This window comes from Kibdelosporangium philippinense (genome assembly GCF_021390435.2).
Lineage (GTDB): Bacteria > Actinomycetota > Actinomycetes > Mycobacteriales > Pseudonocardiaceae > Kibdelosporangium > Kibdelosporangium philippinense.
Genome location: NZ_JAJVCN010000002.1, coordinates 310,444 through 329,914 on the forward strand (window position 1 = coordinate 310,444; position 19,471 = coordinate 329,914).

Consider the following 19,471-nt stretch of genomic DNA (forward strand, 5'->3'; position numbering starts at 1 on the left):
CCGCCCCGCGCAGCCGACATCTTCGCTGTGAGCTGCTTGTTTGGCTGGCTGGGGCGATGTCGGGCGCGTTGCGTGGCGTAAACGACCGGCGCGCCCAAGCCGGTTACGCGGCGGCTTTGCGCAGGACCCATGTCCGCACGAGTGCGGCGGTCACGCCGGACAAAGCCAGCACCGCGAGCAGCACGGAAATGTCGATGGCGCTGCGACCGGACGAGCCACCAATCGCCTCGGCGTGCCCGGCGGCCTGCACGCCGTCGTTGGGCGGGTTGTCCACGCCGAGGATCCCGAACTGCGGGCTGTAGCCGGGAACACCAGAGCCGTATCGCACGGCAGGAGACGGCGCGTACAGCCCGGCCTGGGCGAACGGGATCATGCTGTAGTCGGTCATCGGCGAGCGGCCCGTGAGGTAGTCGCCGAACCCGAAGCCGGCGATCCCAGGAGCCTGCGGCGATCCGCCGAGCACGGGCAGCGTCGGCTGGTACGGCTGCTGGTCTTGCGGCGCTCCGCCGCCGGTGCTGCCACCGGGGCCAGGCTTGCCGGTCTGGCCACCACCAGTCCCCGGGGTCGAGCCACCGCCAGGCAGGATCCGCGCGGCGCCCGCGTTGGCCGCGTCGGCAACGGCCTTGGAGCCGTCCTGAGCCTGTCCGCCAGCCGTGTTGGCGACCTGGACAGTCACGCCGCACATCCCGGCGAGAGCGTTCTGCACGCCCTTGGCAACGCCACCGATGATCGGGCCGAGCAGCGGGATCTTGTTCAGCTGGGCGATCACGGCATTGGCGATCTGGCCGCCGCTGATGAACCCGCCACCAGCGGGAATGGACCCGATCGGGATCGGCGGCAGTGCGGCGAACGCCGAACGCACGCCTGGCGTGATCAAGTTCAGCGGATCGAGTGCCCTGACGACGTTGACCACCGGTTCGAGCACTGCCGAGGGTTGCAGCTGGATGGGCGTGCCCTGCTCGCCTTTGACGGTGACCGCGCAGCTGCCGATCACCATGGGAGTGGCCGCGGCCGCGGTGCTCCCGCCGAGCAAGCTGCTCGTCAGCACGACGATGACCACGGCGAACGCAGCTGCCAGTCGTCTGACGAGTCGCATATCCCCTGCCTTCCGAGTCGTACCGACGAGTAGCTCCATGAATTCCAACGACAGTACTGGCGATTGGTGACGCCAACCACCGCTAATCACCCAGTCGTCGGCATTTTCCCGGCTCGGTTTCTCCCGCCAGGTGGAGCAGCTCGACCCACCACCGGCGCGTTTGCTATCGAACGGCGACTACGCTCGCTGGCCATGCGTATAGGTGCCCATGTCCGCGACGACGACCCGCTCGCTGCCGGGCGCGAGCGTGGCGCCGAGGTGGTGCAGTTCTTCCTGGCAGATCCCCAGTCGTGGAAGAAGCCGCCGGAGCACCCGCAGGCCGAGGCCTTGCGGGCGACCGACCTTGACGTCTTCGTCCACTCGCCGTACCCGGTGAACATCGCGTCGATGAACAACCGGATCCGCATCCCGTCGCGCAAGACCGTGCTGCAGCACGCCGAAGGCGCCGCCGCGATCGGCGCGAAGGGCCTTGTCGTGCACGGCGGGCACGTGACACAGGGCGAAGATCCCGAGCAGGGCATCGAGAACTGGAAGAAGTTCTTCGAGCGCCAGGCCAAGGACGGCGGCTTCCCACTGCCGATCCTGATCGAGAACACCGCCGGTGGCGAGAACGCGATGGCCCGCAGGTTCGACATGCTGGCCAAACTGTGGGACGCGGTCGGCGAGTTCGGCGCTGGGTTCTGCCTGGACACGTGCCACGCTTTCGCCGCCGGCGAGGAGCTTGTCGGCATCGTCGACCGGGTGAAAGCGATCACCGGCCGGATCGATCTGGTGCACCTGAACAACTCGCGTGACGAGTTCGGCTCGTCCCGCGATCGGCACGCGAACATCAGTACTGGCACCATCGAACCGGAGGTACTCGCGGCGGTCGTCGCCGCGGCAGGAGCTCCGGTCGTGGTCGAGACACCGTCCGAAGGCCAGGCGGAGGACATCGCGTTCCTTCGTCAGGCGCTTGGTGGGTGAGGGACAAGGTGCCGGGGCAGGTGTCCGAGGAGGCGGAGCGGCCGGTGGGCGAGCAGGAGGCAACCCCGCCCGCGTCCCTTGGCAAAGCGGTGCAACTCGGCCGGTTCTCCCTCGCGGCGCTGGTGTTGCTCTGCGGCGTGACGCTGGTCCTCGGGTTCGCCAACAAGGACAGGTGCACCGGCCCGCAGTTCGACCAGTGGGGCCGCAGCGAACCGAACTTCACCCAGCGCGCCCGTGAGGACGCCTGCTACTCCGACATCCAGTACCTGTGGGTCGGCCGGGACATCGACCGGCACGTCTTCCCGTACATCACCGGCGGGATCACCGCGAGAGGCGAGCTGACCGGCGGCACGGTCGAGTACCCGGTGCTGACCGGTGTGGTGATCTGGCTCGGCGCGTTGTTCGCCGACAACGACGCCGGATTTCTGCTCGGCTCGGCGATCCTGATGGCGCCGTTCGGCCTGGTCACCGCGTGGATGCTGGGCAAGCTGTCGCGGTGGCGGGCGTTACTGTGGAGCGTCGGCCCGCCACTTGTGTTGTACGCCTTCCACAACTGGGATCTGCCGGTCGTGTTGTGCGCGGTCGCGGCCGTGTACGTGATGCACCGCGGCTGGGGCAACGCCGGTGCGAACCGGCCGTTGATGGACCGGGCCACGTTCGCCGCGATCCTGCTCGGCATCGGCTTTACGTTCAAGCTCTATCCGGCGATCTTCGTTCTGCCGCTGATGCTGTACGTGCTGACCGGCGGGCGGTCCGGCCAGGAGTTGCCGCCGGACAAGCGGTACAACGTCGGTGGGATGTTCAAGATCGCCGGGGTAGCTCTGCTGACCGCGGTCCTGATCAACCTGCCGTTCGCGCTCGCCGGGTTCGACGGCTGGCGGGCGTCGTTCACGTTCCAGGGCCTGCGGCAGGCCGACATCACCACGAACTCGTTCTGGTTCTGGGGTTTCCGGCCGGAGTCGGATCCGAAGAACACGGACTTCCAGGACATGGTCACGGTGTGGTCGCCGATCCTGGTGCTCGCCTCGTTCGCGCTGGCGCTCTACCTCGGCTGGCGTCGCTACAAGCGCGAGGGCACGTACCCGTGGATCGCGGTGTCCGCCGCGATGCTGTGCGGGTTCCTGCTGCTGCACAAGGTCCACTCGCCGCAGTACACGCTGTGGCTCGTGCCGATGTTCGTGCTGCTGCGCGTGCACCTCGGCTGGGCGATCGCGTACTACATCGCGGATTTCGCGATGGGTGTCGGGATCTTCAAGTGGTACCACGCGATCGACGTCAACAAGGCGACCACGATCTACGACGGGTTCACCGCGCAGGCGGTGATGATCGGCGTGTGGGGTCGCGCGGCCCTGCTCGTCGGCCTGTTCATCGCGTTCCTGAACGCGAGATCGACCGTGGAAGACCCTGTTCCCGACGACTTCCTGCCAGGTGTGCCGAAAACCGTCACGGTCAGTTAATCAGCCGTTCGGCGGTGGCACGCCGAACGCGTGAGCCAGCAAGTTGATCGAATGAGACGACTGCTGGCTGTGGGCCTGACTGCCGCCGCGACGATCGGCCTTGTGGCTACGTCCAGTGGCGCCCAAACTCCGGGCGGATGGGTCGGGACGTGGGCAGCATCGCCCGCGACCGGTGTGTCCGGCACCGAGATCGGTTACCCGAACTTCTCCATCCGAAACATCGTGCACACCAGTGTCGGCGGCGGCACTGTCCGAGTGCGACTGTCCAATGCGTTCGGTACGAAACCCTTGCAGTTCGGGCAAGTCACGGTTGCTGCGGCGGCCGAGCCGAACAGCCCGCGCGCGGTGCCCGGCAGCGTCAGGACGTTGAAGTTCGGCGGCTCGCAGACAGTAACCGTGCCGCCGGGCGCCGAAGTGCTGACCGACGCGGCGATCCTGCGTGTCCCCGAAGACTCGGATCTGCTTGTCACGACATATGTCCCGACGCCATCCGGTCCGGTCACGTACCACCCCGCAGCTATGCAGACCTCGTTCTTCAACCGCACAGGCAACTTCACGACCGACGAGTCGGCACGCCCTACAACGAGCGCACGAACGTCTGGCATTACGTCAGCGGCGTCGACGTGCAAGGCGCGCTCGCCAACGGTTCAGTGGTCACGCTCGGCGACTCGATCACCGACGGTGTCGGCTCAACCGTGGGTACCAACAGGCGCTGGCCGGACGTGCTCGCCGATCGCCTGAAGGCAAGCCAGCGCAGGCTCGGCGTGCTCAACGCGGGGATCAGCGGCAACCGGCTGCTGCTCGACGGCACCGACTTCGGCCGCAATGCGCTGGCCAGGCTGGACGAGGATGTGCTGAGCCTCGGCGGCGTGCGGACGTTGATCGTGCTCGAAGGGATCAACGACATCCAGCAGTCGCCGAACCAGACCGATCCCGAGCAGATCATCAACGCCTACAAGCAGATCATCGCGCAGGCCAAGGCGCGCGGGATCCGGGTCATCGGCGGCACGATCACCCCGTTCAAGGGCTGGCGGGTCTGGAACGAGACGCTCGAAGCCACACGTCAGTCGGTGAATACGTTCATCCGCACGAGCGGCGCGTTCGACGGCGTGGTCGACTTCGACGCCGCGATCAGGGATTCGCAGGATCCGTTGCGGATGAAGCCGGAGTTCGACACCGGCGATCATCTGCACCCGAACGACGCGGGTCTCAGGGCGATGGGTGAAGCTGTGCCGCTCGCCTTGCTTTGAGCACGAACTTGTCTTCGGCCCCGTCGAGCACACCGCCGGCAGGGTCGTCGTCACCGAACTTGCGCACGAGGTCGCGCTGCGGATGGTAGATTTCGTAGACCACCACGGCACATACCGCGATCACCACGAGGTCGCGCAGCACGACCGCGCCGAGGAACCAGTCCACGGGCAGGCCTTTGTGGTCGACGCCGAGGTAGTACATCATCCGCGGCACCCAGATCAGGGCGTCGACGGTCATCCACGCCAGCAGGATCTTCCAGCGCGGCAAGGCAAGCACGGCCAGCGGCACGAGCCACAGCGAGTACTGCGGGCTCCACACCTTGTTGATCAACAGGAAGGACGCGACAAGCAGGAAACCGAGCTGTGCCAGCCGTGGCCGGGTGGGCGCGGACAACGCCATCCAGCCGATCGCCGCGCACGCGATCAGGAACAGGATCGCGGTCACGGTATTGAGCACGGCAGGCGTTTCCCACGGCCCCAACGGCCCGTCGAAGCCGAGCCAGCCGGTGAACCCGGAGATCACGTTGTAGATCGAGTCGGTGTCCGCGGCCCGAGCGGTGTTGCGCCGGAAGAACTCCCACCAGCCGTCCTGGTACTGGAAGGCGATCGGCGCGTTCACGGCCAGCCATGTAGCCAACGCGGCGACTGTGGCCCGTTGCCACTCCCGTAGTTTCCCGGCTCGCAGGCACAGCACGAACAACGCGCCGAGCAGCAACAACGGATAGAACTTGGCCGCGCCGCCAAGGCCGATCAGCACACCGGCGACGACCGGCTTACGCCGGGCCCACGCCAGAATTCCGGCCGCCGCGGCTGCCGTGGCCAGTGCGTCGAAGTTGGTGAACACGTGCACCAAGACCAGCGGTGAAGCCGCGACCAGGATCGCGTCCCACGGCCGTCGGCGCGCGGTCCGCATGGTTGCCCAGACAGTGATCAGCCACGCCAGAGCGAGCCAGAAAGCGGTGATGTTGAAGTAGATCGCGACCGGCAACGCGGTCGCGAGACCAAGGTCGAGCCAGCCCGCGGTGAGCTTCGCGTTGACCCACTGGAACAACCCGGTGACGACCGGGTACTCCATGTACCGGGTCTGCTGGGTCGGCTTGCCTTCGTCGTCGATCCAGCTCGTCTTGTACGGGAACGTGTCCGGCTTGTCGAGTTGCTCGGCGGAGTAGAGCGGGACGACATCGGAGTAGCACATCGCGATGTACGGCCGCGCGGTTCGCCAGTCGAGTTCGAACTGGCCTTGGTCGTTGGTGAACTGCTGGATGCAGCCTGCCTTGCCGAACCAGCTCACGGTCAGCGCGAGCACACCGATCAGCAAGGCGACCCGCAGCGGAGTCCAGAACCACTGCCTGCCCACCTGCGCGTGCCGCCCGAGCGGGCCACCGATCGCACCGGCCGCACTTGTGGCCAGCGGACCAGTCCGGGTGGGAGCGACTCGCTCGGTCAGTTCGAGCGAGTCGGTGTCACCGGTTTCGTCGGGCTGCACGCGCGAGATGCTACGCGGGCTGGATCATGCGGTTGCCGGTCATCTGCCGAAATCGTCGTTGTCTCTCGGGTTCGGATTGTCTCTATCCGTACCGGTCGGGAACAGCGTCGGTGGCGTCTTGGTGTTCTTCGTCGGGCTGGTTGGGTCGCTTGACGAGGGGGTCGAGCTCGACGGGGTACCGGACGACGTCTGCGAGGGCGACGTCTGGCTCTTGCTGTCGTCGGTCTTGCTCTCGCCCGTCTTCGCCTGGTCAGGGGACAAGCCGATGGCCGTGAACTTGGTGAAGGTCTTCTTCTCCTTGCCCTTCAAGTACGAGTCCATGAACTTCTTCCAGATCTCCCCCGGTAGGCCACTACCGAAGATGATCCTGCCCTGTTTGTTCTTCAGCGCGGAGTTGTCGTCCGAACCGACCCATACCGCCGTGGAGATCTGCGGCGTGTAGCCGACCATCCAGGCCGCACAGTTGTCGGACTTCGAGGTCTTCGCCGTGTCTGCGCAACCGTGCGTACCCGTCTTGCCCGCGCACTGGCGGCCCTCGATGCACTTCAGCGCACCGCCGCGGGTGTTGTTGACCACCGGGATCAGCGACTCGGTCACGTTCCGTGCGATCTTGGCGTTCTCGGCGGCATCCGACTTGCTGAACGCCTGCTGCGGCTGGCTGAGCGACTCGTCACCGCTCCAGACCACCGCGTCACCGTCGTTCGGGTTGGTCACCTTGGCCACGAAGTGCGGCGACCGCTTGGTGCCGTTGGCAGCGAACGTGGCATAGGCGCTGGCCATGTTGAGCGGCGTGGCGACGTACTTGCCACCGCCGATGACGATGTTCAGGTCGGGGGTCTGCTCGAGCGGCATGTTCTGGCGACCGATGTTGTTCGGGATGCCTGCCTCGATCGCAGCCGCTGCCACCGCCTTCAACCCGGTCTGGTTGTAGCCGATATCGGCGAACACCGTGTTGATCGACAGCTCCATGGCCTTTGCCACCGAGCAGTGCTCGCCACAGTCGTCGTTCTCGGAGTTGTGGATGGTGATCCCGCCGAACTTCCGGCCGGACGTGCCGTCGAACGTCTCGCCGAGGCCCTTGCCCTTGTGCAGGAACGCGACCAGGTCGAACGGCTTGAACGCCGAACCGGGGTTGTACCAGCCCTTCCCGAAGTCGATGCCGTTCTTGGCCTCGTTGTAGCCGTAGTACGCGATCACCTTGCCGTTGGTCGGATCCACCGCGACAAGGGCTTTCCTGAGGTTGGCAGGCTGGCCGCGCATGACGTCTTCCGCCGCCTGCTTCGCCGCATCCTGCGCGGCCTTGTCGATGGTGAGCTCGACCTTGTAGCCGTTCCTGTTGATCTGTTCCTCGGAGATACCGTTTTCTTCCAGTTCCTTCTTGGCCTGCGCCCAGATGAACTGCATGTCCGGGGTCATCCCGGCGTTGGTGTCCTTGTTGTCGACCATTTGCGGGAACACCGAGTTTGCCCGCTTGGCCGCCTCCATCCACTTGTTCTCGACCAGCTTGTTCATCACGTAGTTCCAGCGCTGCTCGACCCACTCGGGGTCACCGGCCGCGCGGCCGGGCTGCTGGATCACACCGGCGAGCGTCGCGGCCTGGATGTCCGTGATCTGGTTGAGCGCCACGCCGTAGTAGGCCTTCGCGGCCTCGACAATGCCCCAAGCGCCCTTGCCGAAGTAGATCGTGTTCAGGTACCCGCACAGGATGTCGGTCTTGTCCGTGGTGTTGGACAACTTGTACGCGGTGACCAGCTCGAGCGCCTTACGGGTGAGGGTCGGGTCCTCGTTGCCGGTCGCCTTCTTGACGTACTGCTGGGTGATGGTCGAACCACCACCGCCGCCACCCTTCAGGTTGTTCCACACCGCGCGCATGATCGACGTGATGTCGAAGCCCTCGTTGGTCTCGAAGGTCGCGTCCTCGGCCGCGAACACCGCGCGCTTGACCGGGTCCGGGATCTCGTCACACTTGACCAGGGTGCGGCGGCCCTTGGGGGCGACCGTCGCGAAGTTCTCCGTGCCACCGGCGTAAGTGATCTGCACGGTCTTGTCCAGCCGGTCGGCCAGCCGCTCCGGGTTGGGTACCTCGACCATCTGGTACGCGATGAAGAACGCGACCAGCGGGCCGATCAGCATCAACGCGACGAAGACATAGCTGGTCCTTCGTACGCGTCGCCATATCTTCTTGCGCCGCAGCAGGCGCGCCTCTTCGTCGGTCAGTACCGGCTCGCTGTACCGGCTGTCCGGGTCGTCGTAGTCGTCGTACCCATCCTCGAACTCGCGATGGGTGAGCAGCTCAGGCTCGGGCGCGCTGCGGTTGCGCCCGCTGCCGCCGCGGACCGGGCTGACCACGTCAGTCGGCTGGTCGGGTGGCGGGCCTTGGGGAACTCGCGCAGTCTGCTGCCCGGCGGGACCACCCGGTGGGCGAACACCGGGAGGAGGCGGCATCGGCTGACCCGGCCGTGGTCCACCCGGCGGTCTGCCAGGCGGACGTGGCGGGCCACCTCGTCCAGCCTGCGGGTTCATCGGTGGGCGAGGCGGAGACTGGCGCTCAGGGGGCGCTTCCGTGGGCCACTGGGGCTGTTGCCGGGGCGCGGGGGTGTCATCGTCATCGAAAGACGGCTGCCAGAACCCAGTGCTTTCCTCCTGGGGCTGTTCCTGGCGACGCCCGCGCCTGCCTGCGTCCGGGTCGTCACCCGTGGGCCATTGCGGGTCTCTGTGGTCGTTCACGAATGATGGGCCTTCCAGACGTCCGCGAGCATGCGGAGCAGTTTGTGACGAAACAAGTGCGTTTGCAACCGCCTCACTCCGCCACAGTCCTCCTGCGTGGCTTGCCGGAACGCAGTCCACGCGTTCCCAAGACGTATGACTGCACTAGGTGGTTCCATGAACAGGTGCGGCAAACTTCTACCGCATATACGGTGAACTCCTCGTAGAGGTTCGCCAGTCTGGCAAGTTCTTCGGGAGCGCGTGCGGATCCGGACGCGTGCTTGAGCTCGTCACCATAGATCCACGACACCAACGTGAGCGGTTCCTTGCGGCACACCGGGCATTGCACGTCTGTCGGCTGACCATGGAACTTCGCAGCTCGCAGCAGGTACGAGCTGGCGTCGCAGACGTCCGTGGTGCCGACCCGGCCGGAATAGACCTCGGCAAGCAGCGCACGGCGCTGCAGCGCATAGTCCACCACCTGACGTTGGGTCCGCACATCGGACAGACTACGTGCCCCTTGCTGAGGAGGCGTTGCGCCGTTCAGCGCAGCACACCACTGGCAGGCCTTCGACCTGCGCATCAAGGAGGAGGTGTCGATTGCCACAGGTTCACGTCGTTGAAACTGCACGCGATGTATCGCGCCGATATAATTGGCCGGTAGGTCAAGCTGTCCGGAGAGGAGGCCTCAGTGCTTGAGTTCGCCATCCTCGGGCTGCTGCACGAGGCCTCGATGCACGGCTATGAGCTGCGCAAACGCCTCTTCGACCTACTCGGCACCCTGCGGGCGTTCTCCTACGGATCGCTGTACCCGACATTGCGCCGGTTGCAACGTGAAGGCTGGATCGTCGAGGAAGATCCGGATGAGAACCGCGCATGGGGCCGCCGTGCCAAGCGCGTCTACAAGCTGACCGCGGAAGGCAAGGAACGGTTCGCGGATCTGCTCGCCGACGCCGGTCCCCAGACTTGGGACGACGAGGGGTTCGGCGTCCATATGGCGTTCTTCTCCCGGACACCAGCCGAGGTCAGGATGCGGATCCTGGAAGGCCGTCGAAGGCGGGTCGAGGAACGCAGGGAAGGCCAGCGCTCCGCGATGTCGCGGATGGGCGAACAGATCGACCGGTACACCCGCGAGCTGCACCGGATGGGACTGGAAAGCAGCGAACGCGAGGTCCGGTGGCTCAACGAGCTGATCGCCGAGGAACAACGCGAGCAGGACGGCGGCGCGTTGTGAGGCGGCGAAAACACCAGTGACGGCAGCTGAAGGCGCCGTCAGCGGAAAAGGATAAGGAGAACCGGCATGGGCCAAAGCGTGAAAGTGGCCATCGTCGGCGTCGGCAACTGCGCGGCTTCGCTGGTGCAGGGCGTCCACTACTACCGCGACGCCGATCCAGCCACCCGCGTGCCCGGCCTGATGCACGTGCGGTTCGGCGAGTACCACGTCGGTGACGTCCAGTTCGTCGCGGCGTTCGACGTGGATGCCAAAAAGGTCGGGCGTGACCTGTCCGAAGCGATCGTGGCGAGCGAGAACAACACGATCAAGATCTGTGACGTGCCGCCGCTCGGGGTGACCGTGCAGCGCGGCCACACCCTCGACGGGCTCGGCGAGTACTACCGGGAGATCATCACCGAAGCCGACGAAGACCCGGTCGACGTGGTGAAGACACTGCGCGAATCCGGCGCCGACGTACTCGTGTCCTACCTGCCCGTCGGGTCGGAGGAAGCGGACAAGTTCTACGCCCAGTGCGCGATCGACGCGGGTGTCGCGTTCGTCAACGCGCTCCCGGTGTTCATCGCCTCCGACCCGGAGTGGGCCGAGAAGTTCCGCGCCGCGGGCGTGCCGATCGTCGGCGACGACATCAAGTCCCAGGTCGGCGCGACAATCACGCACCGGGTGATGGCGAAGCTGTTCGAAGACCGCGGAGTGGAGCTGCTGCGCACGTACCAGCTGAACTTCGGCGGGAACATGGACTTCATGAACATGCTGGAGCGCAAGCGCCTCCAGTCGAAGAAGATCTCCAAGACCCAGTCGGTCACCTCACAGATCCCGCACGAGATGGAGAAAGCCGACGTCCACATCGGCCCGTCCGACCACGTGCCGTGGCTTGATGACCGCAAGTGGGCCTACGTGCGCCTGGAAGGCCGGTCCTTCGGCGACACCCCGTTGAACCTCGAGTACAAGCTCGAGGTCTGGGACTCGCCCAACTCGGCAGGCGTGATCATCGACGCTGTGCGGGCCGCGAAGATCGCACTGGATCGCGGGATCGGCGGGCCGATCCTGTCGGCCTCGTCGTACTTCATGAAGTCGCCGCCCGAGCAGTACTCGGACTCCGAGGCCTACGACGCGGTCGAGGCCTTCATCCGAGGCGATGTCGAAGGCTGAGGATGGCGGCGAGCGGGACCAGCGCGGCTGGTCCCGTATGCGGCATACTCAAGGTTCGAACCCGACAGGGAGGTGGAACATGGCCGCAGAGTCGATAGCACCGGAGTTTGATCCGTTAGTCGAGCTTTACGGCATGTGGACCACCGAACTGGCTGAGCACTACTTGCCGATTCCGTTTGCTTCATTGGTCGGCAAGTACGAGTGCCTGGACGGTTACCTGATCATGAGTCCCCGCGAGGGCAGCCGGAACAGCTTCGCCGCGTCGGCGCTCAACAGGCTCCTTTTCGATCCTGCTCTTGAAGCGGGTCACTTGGCCTACCTGACCCTCAATGTGGAGTTCGAGCCGAGAACGTGGATCGAGCCGGATCTGGTCGTGTTGAAGGAGCCAGTCAACGGATTGACATGGGTTCCCGCCGACAAGGTGCTGATCCCGGTTGAGTTCGTCTCAACTTCCAGTCGTCGGCGCGACCGGATCGACAAGCCCAAGTTGTGCGCCGAAGCTGGGATTCCGTACTTCATGCGGGTCGAGATCGACAACCGTGAAGTCCATGTCGAGCTGTTCCAACTCGACGACGGGCAGTACCGCCTGCACGCCAAGGCGTTGACCGGTCAGCGGTTCGAGACTGAGGTGCCGTTCCCGATCTCGTTCGACCCTGTGGTTCTGCTGGAGCCGTGATTGTGGTGGGCCGGAATCCCGGCCCACCACAACTTCTACGGGTCAGTCGCAGATGTTGCCGCGGCGCGGCCAGATCGCGGCCACCGAAGGCCGAGGCTGGCTGGTGCCGCCGTCCGGCCAGTGTGACAGCGGGTTGTCGGCGTTGGCGCCGGTCAGCTCACCCGGGTGCTGCACGGACACGAGAACGAAGTTGTCCTCGATCACCGGGCCACAGGTCTCCGCACCCTTGGGCACGGTCAGGAACTGCTTGACCCGGCCCCGGTAACGCCCCTCGGTCGGCACGGCGAACAGGCCGTCGTTGGACTTCAGTGCGTTGCCGTCAGTCGAGATCCACAGGTTGCCCTTCTTGTCGAAGGCAACGTTGTCCGGGCACGAGATCGGGCTGACCTGGGTCTTGTCATAACCACCGAAGTACGTGTCGGGCGACGCCGGGTCACCGCAGACCAGGAACAGCTTCCACGAGAACTTCGTGGCGGTCGCGTCGTTGTTGCGCTCTTCCCACTCGAGCACGTGCCCGTGCTTGTTGTTGATCCGTGGGTTGATCTCGGTCGGGCCTTCCTTGCCTGCCACGACACCGCGGTCGGTGTTGTTGGTCAGCGCGGCGTAGACGCGGCCGGTCTTCGGGTTCGGCTCGATGTCCTCTGGCCGGTCCATCTTGGTCGCGCCGACCTTGTCGGCGGCCAGGCGCGTGAAGATGTAGACCTCTTCGGCGGTGAAACCGTCCACAAAGGACTTGTTGCCGCTGGCCAACGGGATCCACTCGCCGCCGCCGTCGAACTCGCCGTCGGACGGCAGCTTGCCCGAGCCGTCGATCTCCGCGGCCGGGCTGTCACCGGAGAACTTGGCCACGTACAGCGTGCCATCGGTCAGCAGCTTCTTGTTCTCCTCGCGCACCCGCTGGCTGTTGCCGTGCTTGATGCGGTTGCGCGACACGAACTTGTAGATGTAGTCGAAGCGCTCGTCGTCACCCATGTACACGACCACGCGGCCGTCACGGGCGACGCGGACGTTGGCGCCCTCGTGCTTGAAGCGGCCGAGTGCGGTGTGCTTGACCGGCGTCGAGTTCGGGTCGTTCGGGTCGATTTCGACGATGTAGCCGGAACGGTTGAACTCGTTCGGCTCCTTGGCGAAGTCGAAGCGCTTGTCGAACCGCTCCCACTTGCGCGTCGTCGACGTGCCCAGCTTGCCGTAGCGGGTCACGCGCGGGTCGGTCGACGGGGCGCCGGTGTTGGCGTAGTAACCGTCGAAGTTCTCCTCGCCGGACAGGTACGTGCCCCACGGGGTCACGCCGCCAGAGCAGTTGCCGAAGGTGCCGTACACCTTGCGGCCGGTCTTGTCGACCGAGGTCTGCAGGTATTTGCTGCCCGCGGCCGGTCCCTCGAACTTGAACTCGGTGTTGACGGTGATCCGGCGGTTGTAGTGCCGGTCGAGCTTGGCGACCAGCTTGCCTGACCAGAAGTCCTTCTCCACCACGACGACCGAGAAACCGTGCCCGGCCCAGCCGATCTTGACCTGTTCTTCGGTCGGGTTGGCCGCGTCGTACCCCTTGAACATGAAGGTTTCGGAGGTGTACTCGTGGTTCGAGCCCATCAGCCAGCGGTTCCAGCCGAGCGGCACCAGGCCGCAGAAGTCGTTGTTGAAGCCGAACTGCTTGGCCTGCGCGGCGGCGGTCTGGTTGTCGAAGTCGAACTTCGGCGCGCCGGGCAGCACCGCGTCGCCCCAGCGGATCACGATCGACTGGTCGTAGCCCTCCGGCGTGACGATCTTGTCCTCGGTGTTCGGGGCCACCGGGTCGAAGTTCAGCCCGTCACGACGGTCCGGCCGTCCCCAGCCCTGGACCTCGGCGTCCTGTATCGAGTTCTGGGCAGGCGCGGCAGCGGCAGCGCCGCCGAGTGCGGTCACACCAGCGCCAGCCGCGGCGAGCACCGCACCGGCCTTGAGCATGCCGCGCCGCCGCACGACATCACGCACGACGTCGCCGAAGTACTCGTTGTCAGAAGTGTTGGGCGCCTCATGGAAACAGGCGTTGTTACAGCGGTACTGGCAGGTGATCGCCTGCCGCCCGTGGTGGTTCTGGGTGAGCAAAGGCAGCAAGCGGCCAGGCTCGGGGCGTGATGACACGCGAGGCCTCCCGTACGAGGGTCAGTCCGGAACGCTCGAAACCTAAGCGCGGCAGGGGTGTTAAAGCCGACATCCAGGTGAACGCGGAGCGAACAGCTGACGCCATCGCACGGGAGAATCGCCTGACTACCTGGTGTTATGAGCCGATCTTCATCGGCCCGTGCCGCCCTGGCTTCCATACCGCGACGACCGACGGCCGTGGCTGGCTGTCACCGCCGTCCGGCCAGTGCGACGCCGGGTTGTTCGCACTGTGCCCGTCGAGTTCGCCCGGGTGCTGCACGCAGACCGTGATCAACCGTTCCTGCACGATCGGGCCGCAGGTCTCCGCGCCCCTCGGCACAGTGAGGAACAGCTTGAGGTTGCCGCGTTCCGGGCCGTCGACCGGAACGCCGTACAGGCCGTCGTTGATGCCGAGCGCGTTGGCCGAGTCGGTGGAGATCCAGAGGTTGCCGTACTGGTCGAAGGCGACGTTGTCCGGACTGGAGATCGGGCTGACCTGGTCTTTCGGGAAACCCGCGAAGTACGTGCTCGGGTCGTTCGGGTCGCCGCACACCAAAAACAGCCACCACTCGAACCGCAGCGACAACGGATCGTGCTCGGTCAGCTCGAGCACCTGGCCGTGTTTGTTGTTGTTACGCGGGTTCGGCTCGGTCGCGCTTTCCTTGCCCGGCGTGACACCGCGTTCGACGTTGTTGGACAGCGCCACGTAGACCTTGCCGGTCTTCGGGCTGGCCTGTACGTCCTCCGGACGGTCCATTTTGGTCGCCCCGACCTTGTCGCCTGCCAGGCGGGTGAAGACGTAGACCTCCTCAGCGGTCATGCCCGGCACGAACGAGCGATTCCCGCTGGCCAGCGGAATCCACTCGCCGCTGCCGTCAAACCTCTTGTCGGAAGGCAGTTTCCCGGTTCCGTCGATCTCGCTTGGCGGGCTGTCACCGGTGAACTTGGCGACGTACAACGTGCCTTCGTCGAGCAGGGTCATGTTGTACCGGCGCGCGCTACGGCTGTTTCCCTTGCGCATTTTGTTCTTGGACACGAACTTGTACAGGTACTCGAAGCGCTCGTCGTCGCCGGAGTACGCGACCACGCGGCCATCGCGAGCGACGCGGATGTTGGCGCACTCGTGCTTGAATCGGCCAAGCGCGGTGTGCTTGACCGGCGTCGAGTCCGGGTCGTGCGGGTCGAGTTCAATGACGTAGCCGAACCTGTTGACCTCGTTGGGTTCCTGGACCATGTCGAACCGCTTGTCGAAGCGTTCCCACTTTCGGCTGGTGGTGCCGGAAGTGATGCCGTAGCGCGCGGCCCGCGATTTGATCGGCTCAGCGGTCTGGCCAGCGTTGGCCCAGTACTGGTTGAAGTTCTCCTCGCCGGACAGGATCGTGCCCCACGGCGTCACGCCGCCAGCGCAGTTGTTGAGCGTGCCGAGCGCGACCGTGCCGGTCGGGTCGACCGAGGTCTTGAGCAGGTCACTGCCCGCGGCCGGGCCGGTGATCTTGAACGGCGTCGTCATCGTGATCCGCCGGTTCTGCGGCCCGATCACCGGCTTCAGCCTGCCGGAACCACGAACCTGCTCGACCTCGACGACCGAAAGGCCATGCGCCGCCCAGCCGATCTTGACCTGCTCCGCGGTGGGGTTGGCCGAGCTGTAGTCCTTGAACATGAAGCTCTCGGACGTGTACTCGTGGTTGGTGACCAGCAGCTGGTTGCCGCCGTTGGTCGGCAACAGCGCGGCGAAGTCACAGTTGAAGCCGAACTGTTTTTCCTGCGCGGCCGCGCTCTGCTCGGTGAAGTTGAACTTCGGCGCGCCGGGCAGCACCGCGTCACCCCAGCGGATCACCACGGCCTGCTCGTAGCCCTTCGGGACGACCACCGCGTCCAGCGTGTTCGGCTGGACCCGTTCGAAGTTCAAGCCGGGCGTGCCTCTGCCGCCGCGTTGGTCATCCGCCGCGGCCGACCCGCCGACCCCGACGACACCACTCGCGGCGAACGTGACCACAGCGCCCGCTTTGAGCGCATTCCGCCGGTTGATCACATTCGTGACGATGTCACCGAGATACTCGTTCGCCGACGGGTTCGGCGCCTCGTGCGAGCAGGCGTTGCCGCAGCGGTACTCGCAGGTCACCGCCGCGCGGCCGCCGCCGCTGTTGAGCAGTGGCAAAGGGATGCGTGGTGGCATCGTGAGCTCCTCCAGTCCGCTCGGGAGGAGATCGACACTAAGCCCGTTCGCCCCGAATGGGAACGACCGAACGTCGCCTACCGTTCACCCGCTGTTCACGATCCGTTCTGCAGCTGCTTGTTGTTGGCGTCGAGCGCCGACCAGGCGATGGGCTTGATCGGGCCGTTCAGGTAGACGACGAAAAGGGTGAACTGCTTGCCAACGGCTTTCGAAGCGGACACCGCATAGCTGTTGTCGGGCAGGCGCACCATGACCCGGTCGGTCGGCGGGCTCATCACGTACGCGTAGACGCTGCCGTTCGGCCTGTTGCCAGGTGTCGTCACATCCCGGCTGCCCCAGCTGACCACCTTCTCGTTGACGGGCGGGGCCAGGATCTGACACTGCGGCGCGCCATATTTGGCCTGTTGCGGGCCGTTGATCGGCTCGCCTTCGAGAACCTGAGCCTGGCACAGCTGCGAGTAACCCTTCGGCATCTGCAAGGCGTAGACGTACGTGCTGACGAAGTCGCGGCCGTTGCTCAGGTTCACCGAACCCGTCGAAACGGGGTCGGTGGCCAGGATTTCCCCCTCGAGCGCGATGTACTGCGGCACGCCCGGCTTCCACGCACTGCTCGGCGGCGCCGTGACCTCAGGCTGGCCACTTGCCTCGGGGATCGAACCAGCCGGACCCACCGGCGAGTGGTTACCTTGGAAGATCATGATCGGGGTCACGATCAGCGCCACCACCGCCGCAGCCACGGCCGCCATAACAGCCGGTCGACGTCGATCTCGACGACTTTTCAGGGCCAGCCTGCGCTGCTGGTCCTCCCAGGCGCCGTGGCTCGGCGGCACCTCCTCGGCCATCTCGGTGAGTGCCGAGCGCAGCCGGTGCTCCAGCTCGTCCATCACCACTCCTCCAGGTGCTTGCGCAAGTTGGTCATCGCGTGTGACGTGGTCGCCTTGACCGTGCCAACCGCGACACCCAGCGTTTCGGCGATCGCGGCCTGGTCGAGATCCAGCCAGTAGCGCAACACCAGAACTTCTCGTTGCCTGCGGGACAGCTTGCCCAGGGCATCCCTGATCCGCTTGTGTTCTTGGCGTGCCAGCGCGTGTGACTCCGCCGACAACTCGTCGAGCATCACATCCGGCGGCGTCCGCCGCACAACACGCAGATGCCTGAGCCGCGACCGGCTCAGATTCACCACCATCGCCCGCAGGTACGGCAACGCCTTGCTGTCGTCGTACAACGTGTGCCAGCGGTCGTGCAGCCGGACGAACGCCTCCTGCGCGATGTTCTCCGGGTCATCGGCACCGAGCAGGTACGCGAGTCGCTTCATCGCCTCGAAGGACTCGTCGAACAGTGCCGAGAACGCCGCCATCGCGTCCATTCTGGACGGACCGGCGTCCGAGCCGGCAGCAACCGCTCTCACGTGTCGTTTACGCCCGAGCCTGACAGGGGGTTTAAGGTCGCGACACGAAAATCTTCAGCCAGCCGGGTGAACGCCTGTTCGATAGGATGAAGCGCGTGGTCGATCGTCGCGAGCAGGCAGCGCTCCTGGTAGCACTGCGCAACAGCGAGCTGTCGTGGCCAGAGATCTCCCGCCGGGTCGAAGAAGTGGGCTCGACCAGCGCGATCCTTGAGCAACTGACCAGCCCATCGGCGCCGACACTCGATCATCAGCCACTCGACCTGGACGCCGAGATCGCCACGATGCGCACGGAGATCGAGCAGTGGTCAGCCGACGGCATCGGACTGGTCACACTGCTTGACGAGACCTATCCCACACAGTTGCTGATGGTCCATCAGCGTCCACCGTTCCTGACCTATCGCGGATTGCCCGACCCAGCCGAGATGAACGCGGTCGCTGTAGTCGGCAGCCGCGCGGCAACCCCCGCAGGTCTCGAACGAGCCCGAACGGTTGCGACACTCTTGTGCAATCACGGCATAACCGTGGTCAGTGGATTGGCCGCAGGCATCGACACCGCCGCACACCAGGCGGCCCTCGACGCCGGTTCACGAACGGTCGCCGTCGTCGGAACCGGTCTCCGGCATTGCTACCCAGTCGAGAATCGCGACCTGCAGAGCCGGATCGCCCGTACCGGCGCGGTGTTCTCGCAGTTCTGGCCAGACGCGGGACCTGCGAAACGTCAGTTCCCGATGCGCAACGGTGTGATGAGCGGCCTGACCGTCGCCACCGTGATCGTCGAAGCCGGTGAGCACAGTGGAGCACGTACGCAGGCGCGTCTCGCGCTCGAGCACGGCAGGCATGTCTTCCTGATGCGTGAGGTCCTGGTGAACGAGTGGGCTCGCGGCATTGCCGATCGTCCGAACACGACGGTTCTGGAAGGGCCAGACCATGTGATCAAGGTGCTCGGCGACATGCTGGCCGAGACGCCCGACCTGATCAACCTGTGAGTCCCTCGCCGTGGACGCTGCAGAGTTACCGCAACGTTCTGGTGGCAGTGCCACCTGCTGGTCCTGATGTATGCGCCACGTGCTGGCGCGACACCCGGAGGCAGCTCCGCTGTCGGCGATGCCATGAGCACCAGGAGAATCACGCGAGTTTTCTCGCCGACGTCGTGGTCCCGGTTTCGCTCGCGGAGCGGTCGAAGCAGTTGGCTCACGAACTCCGGCAGTACAAGGATGGGATGGATGGTGTCCGGCGCAGACTCTATGTCGGACTTGCCGCGGTTCTCGCTGAGTTCCTGCGCCAGCACGAGAAGTGCATAGCCGCAGCAGCCGAGGTACCCGAGTTCGATCAGGTCACGGTGGTTCCCAGTACCCGAGGTCGGCAGGCGCACCCGCTGGCGAAGATGGTGAGTAAGACTGTCCTGCAGACCAAACACCGGTTCGCGGAGTGTTTGGTCCCCTTGCCCAGCAGTCAAGATGATCGAGTCGTGCGCCCGGATCGCTTTGCTGCGGTTCGTGACATGACCGGGCTGAATGTCCTTGTGGTGGACGACACCTGGACCACAGGTGCCCGCCTGCAGTCAGCGAGCCTCACCCTCAAGGGCGCTGGTGCTGCCAAGGTTGCGGGATTGGTGCTCGGCCGCTGGTTCGATGACGACTACCCACCTGCGAAGACCTATCTCCAGCGCGCCAAGGCGGAACCGTTCAACTGGGATCGATGCTGTCTTGGGCGCTCAGGTATCGGTACTTGCTGACCTTCTAGGGTTCA

At 65.3% G+C, this 19,471-nt stretch carries 15 protein-coding genes and 1 pseudogene; 8 read left to right on the forward strand and 8 right to left on the reverse strand.

Annotated features, from left to right (window positions below):
• Positions 1-103: 103 nt before the first annotated feature.
• Complete coding sequence (locus LWC34_RS20270) at positions 104-1,096, reverse strand: hypothetical protein (RefSeq protein ID WP_233726741.1); 993 nt, start codon at positions 1,094-1,096, stop codon at positions 104-106.
• 192 nt (positions 1,097-1,288) lie between these two features.
• Between LWC34_RS20270 and LWC34_RS20275 the strand changes: the two genes are divergently transcribed.
• From LWC34_RS20275 to LWC34_RS20285, 3 genes and pseudogenes are all read left to right on the forward strand, one after another.
• Positions 1,289-2,059 carry a deoxyribonuclease IV gene (locus LWC34_RS20275; protein ID WP_233726742.1) on the forward strand — a complete coding sequence of 257 codons (771 nt, stop codon included), beginning with the start codon at positions 1,289-1,291 and terminating at the stop codon, positions 2,057-2,059.
• A 20-nt stretch (positions 2,060-2,079) separates the two neighbouring features.
• The gene (locus LWC34_RS20280) at positions 2,080-3,516 is read left to right on the forward strand and encodes a glycosyltransferase family 87 protein (protein ID WP_372496559.1); all 1,437 of its coding nucleotides are present in this window, start codon (positions 2,080-2,082) and stop codon (positions 3,514-3,516) included.
• A 51-nt stretch (positions 3,517-3,567) separates the two neighbouring features.
• Positions 3,568-4,766, forward strand: a pseudogene (locus LWC34_RS20285) (SGNH/GDSL hydrolase family protein).
• On the opposite strand, the gene LWC34_RS20290 reads toward LWC34_RS20285, so the two are convergent.
• The 3 genes from LWC34_RS20290 to LWC34_RS20300 form a co-directional block, all read right to left on the reverse strand.
• Positions 4,726-6,252 (reverse strand): glycosyltransferase family 87 protein, encoded by a 1,527-nt coding sequence (locus LWC34_RS20290; protein WP_233726743.1) that lies wholly within the window; start codon positions 6,250-6,252, stop codon positions 4,726-4,728. The pseudogene LWC34_RS20285 and the gene LWC34_RS20290 overlap by 41 nt on opposite strands.
• Positions 6,253-6,291: 39 nt before the next feature.
• A complete protein-coding gene (locus LWC34_RS20295; protein ID WP_233726744.1) occupies positions 6,292-8,697 on the reverse strand; it encodes a transglycosylase domain-containing protein in 2,406 nt (801 codons plus the stop codon).
• A gap of 355 nt (positions 8,698-9,052) precedes the next feature.
• Positions 9,053-9,457: a DUF5318 domain-containing protein gene (locus LWC34_RS20300; protein ID WP_233726745.1), complete on the reverse strand. Its 405-nt coding sequence runs from the start codon at positions 9,455-9,457 to the stop codon at positions 9,053-9,055.
• A gap of 192 nt (positions 9,458-9,649) precedes the next feature.
• Between LWC34_RS20300 and LWC34_RS20305 the strand changes: the two genes are divergently transcribed.
• From LWC34_RS20305 to LWC34_RS20315, 3 genes are all read left to right on the forward strand, one after another.
• Complete coding sequence (locus LWC34_RS20305; protein ID WP_233726746.1) at positions 9,650-10,192, forward strand: PadR family transcriptional regulator; 543 nt, start codon at positions 9,650-9,652, stop codon at positions 10,190-10,192.
• 66 nt (positions 10,193-10,258) lie between these two features.
• A complete protein-coding gene (locus LWC34_RS20310; RefSeq protein ID WP_233726747.1) occupies positions 10,259-11,341 on the forward strand; it encodes an inositol-3-phosphate synthase in 1,083 nt (360 codons plus the stop codon).
• Positions 11,342-11,420: 79 nt separating this feature from the next.
• On the forward strand, positions 11,421-12,017 hold the full coding sequence (locus LWC34_RS20315) for a Uma2 family endonuclease (RefSeq protein ID WP_233726748.1): 597 nt from the start codon (positions 11,421-11,423) through the stop codon (positions 12,015-12,017).
• A gap of 42 nt (positions 12,018-12,059) precedes the next feature.
• Here the strand turns inward: LWC34_RS20315 and LWC34_RS20320 are convergent, their stop codons facing one another.
• The 4 genes from LWC34_RS20320 to LWC34_RS20335 all read right to left on the reverse strand — a co-directional run bounded on the left by LWC34_RS20320 (position 12,060) and on the right by LWC34_RS20335 (position 17,671).
• A complete protein-coding gene (locus tag LWC34_RS20320; protein WP_233726749.1) occupies positions 12,060-14,138 on the reverse strand; it encodes a PhoX family protein in 2,079 nt (692 codons plus the stop codon).
• A gap of 136 nt (positions 14,139-14,274) precedes the next feature.
• Positions 14,275-16,314, reverse strand: a complete 2,040-nt coding sequence (locus LWC34_RS20325) for a PhoX family protein (protein ID WP_233726750.1) — start codon at positions 16,312-16,314, stop codon at positions 14,275-14,277.
• 95 nt (positions 16,315-16,409) lie between these two features.
• The gene (locus LWC34_RS20330) at positions 16,410-17,198 is read right to left on the reverse strand and encodes a hypothetical protein (RefSeq protein ID WP_233726751.1); all 789 of its coding nucleotides are present in this window, start codon (positions 17,196-17,198) and stop codon (positions 16,410-16,412) included.
• Positions 17,198-17,671, reverse strand: coding sequence for an RNA polymerase sigma factor (locus LWC34_RS20335; RefSeq protein ID WP_233726752.1), 474 nt, complete (start codon positions 17,669-17,671; stop codon positions 17,198-17,200). Before LWC34_RS20335 ends, LWC34_RS20330 begins: the two co-directional genes overlap by 1 nt.
• 146 nt (positions 17,672-17,817) lie before the next feature.
• Between LWC34_RS20335 and LWC34_RS20340 the strand changes: the two genes are divergently transcribed.
• Both LWC34_RS20340 and LWC34_RS20345 read left to right on the forward strand, forming a co-directional pair.
• A complete protein-coding gene (locus LWC34_RS20340) occupies positions 17,818-18,708 on the forward strand; it encodes a DNA-processing protein DprA (protein ID WP_233726753.1) in 891 nt (296 codons plus the stop codon).
• 164 nt (positions 18,709-18,872) lie between these two features.
• Complete coding sequence (locus LWC34_RS20345) at positions 18,873-19,457, forward strand: ComF family protein (RefSeq protein ID WP_233726754.1); 585 nt, start codon at positions 18,873-18,875, stop codon at positions 19,455-19,457.
• The last annotated feature ends 14 nt before the right edge of the window (positions 19,458-19,471 follow it).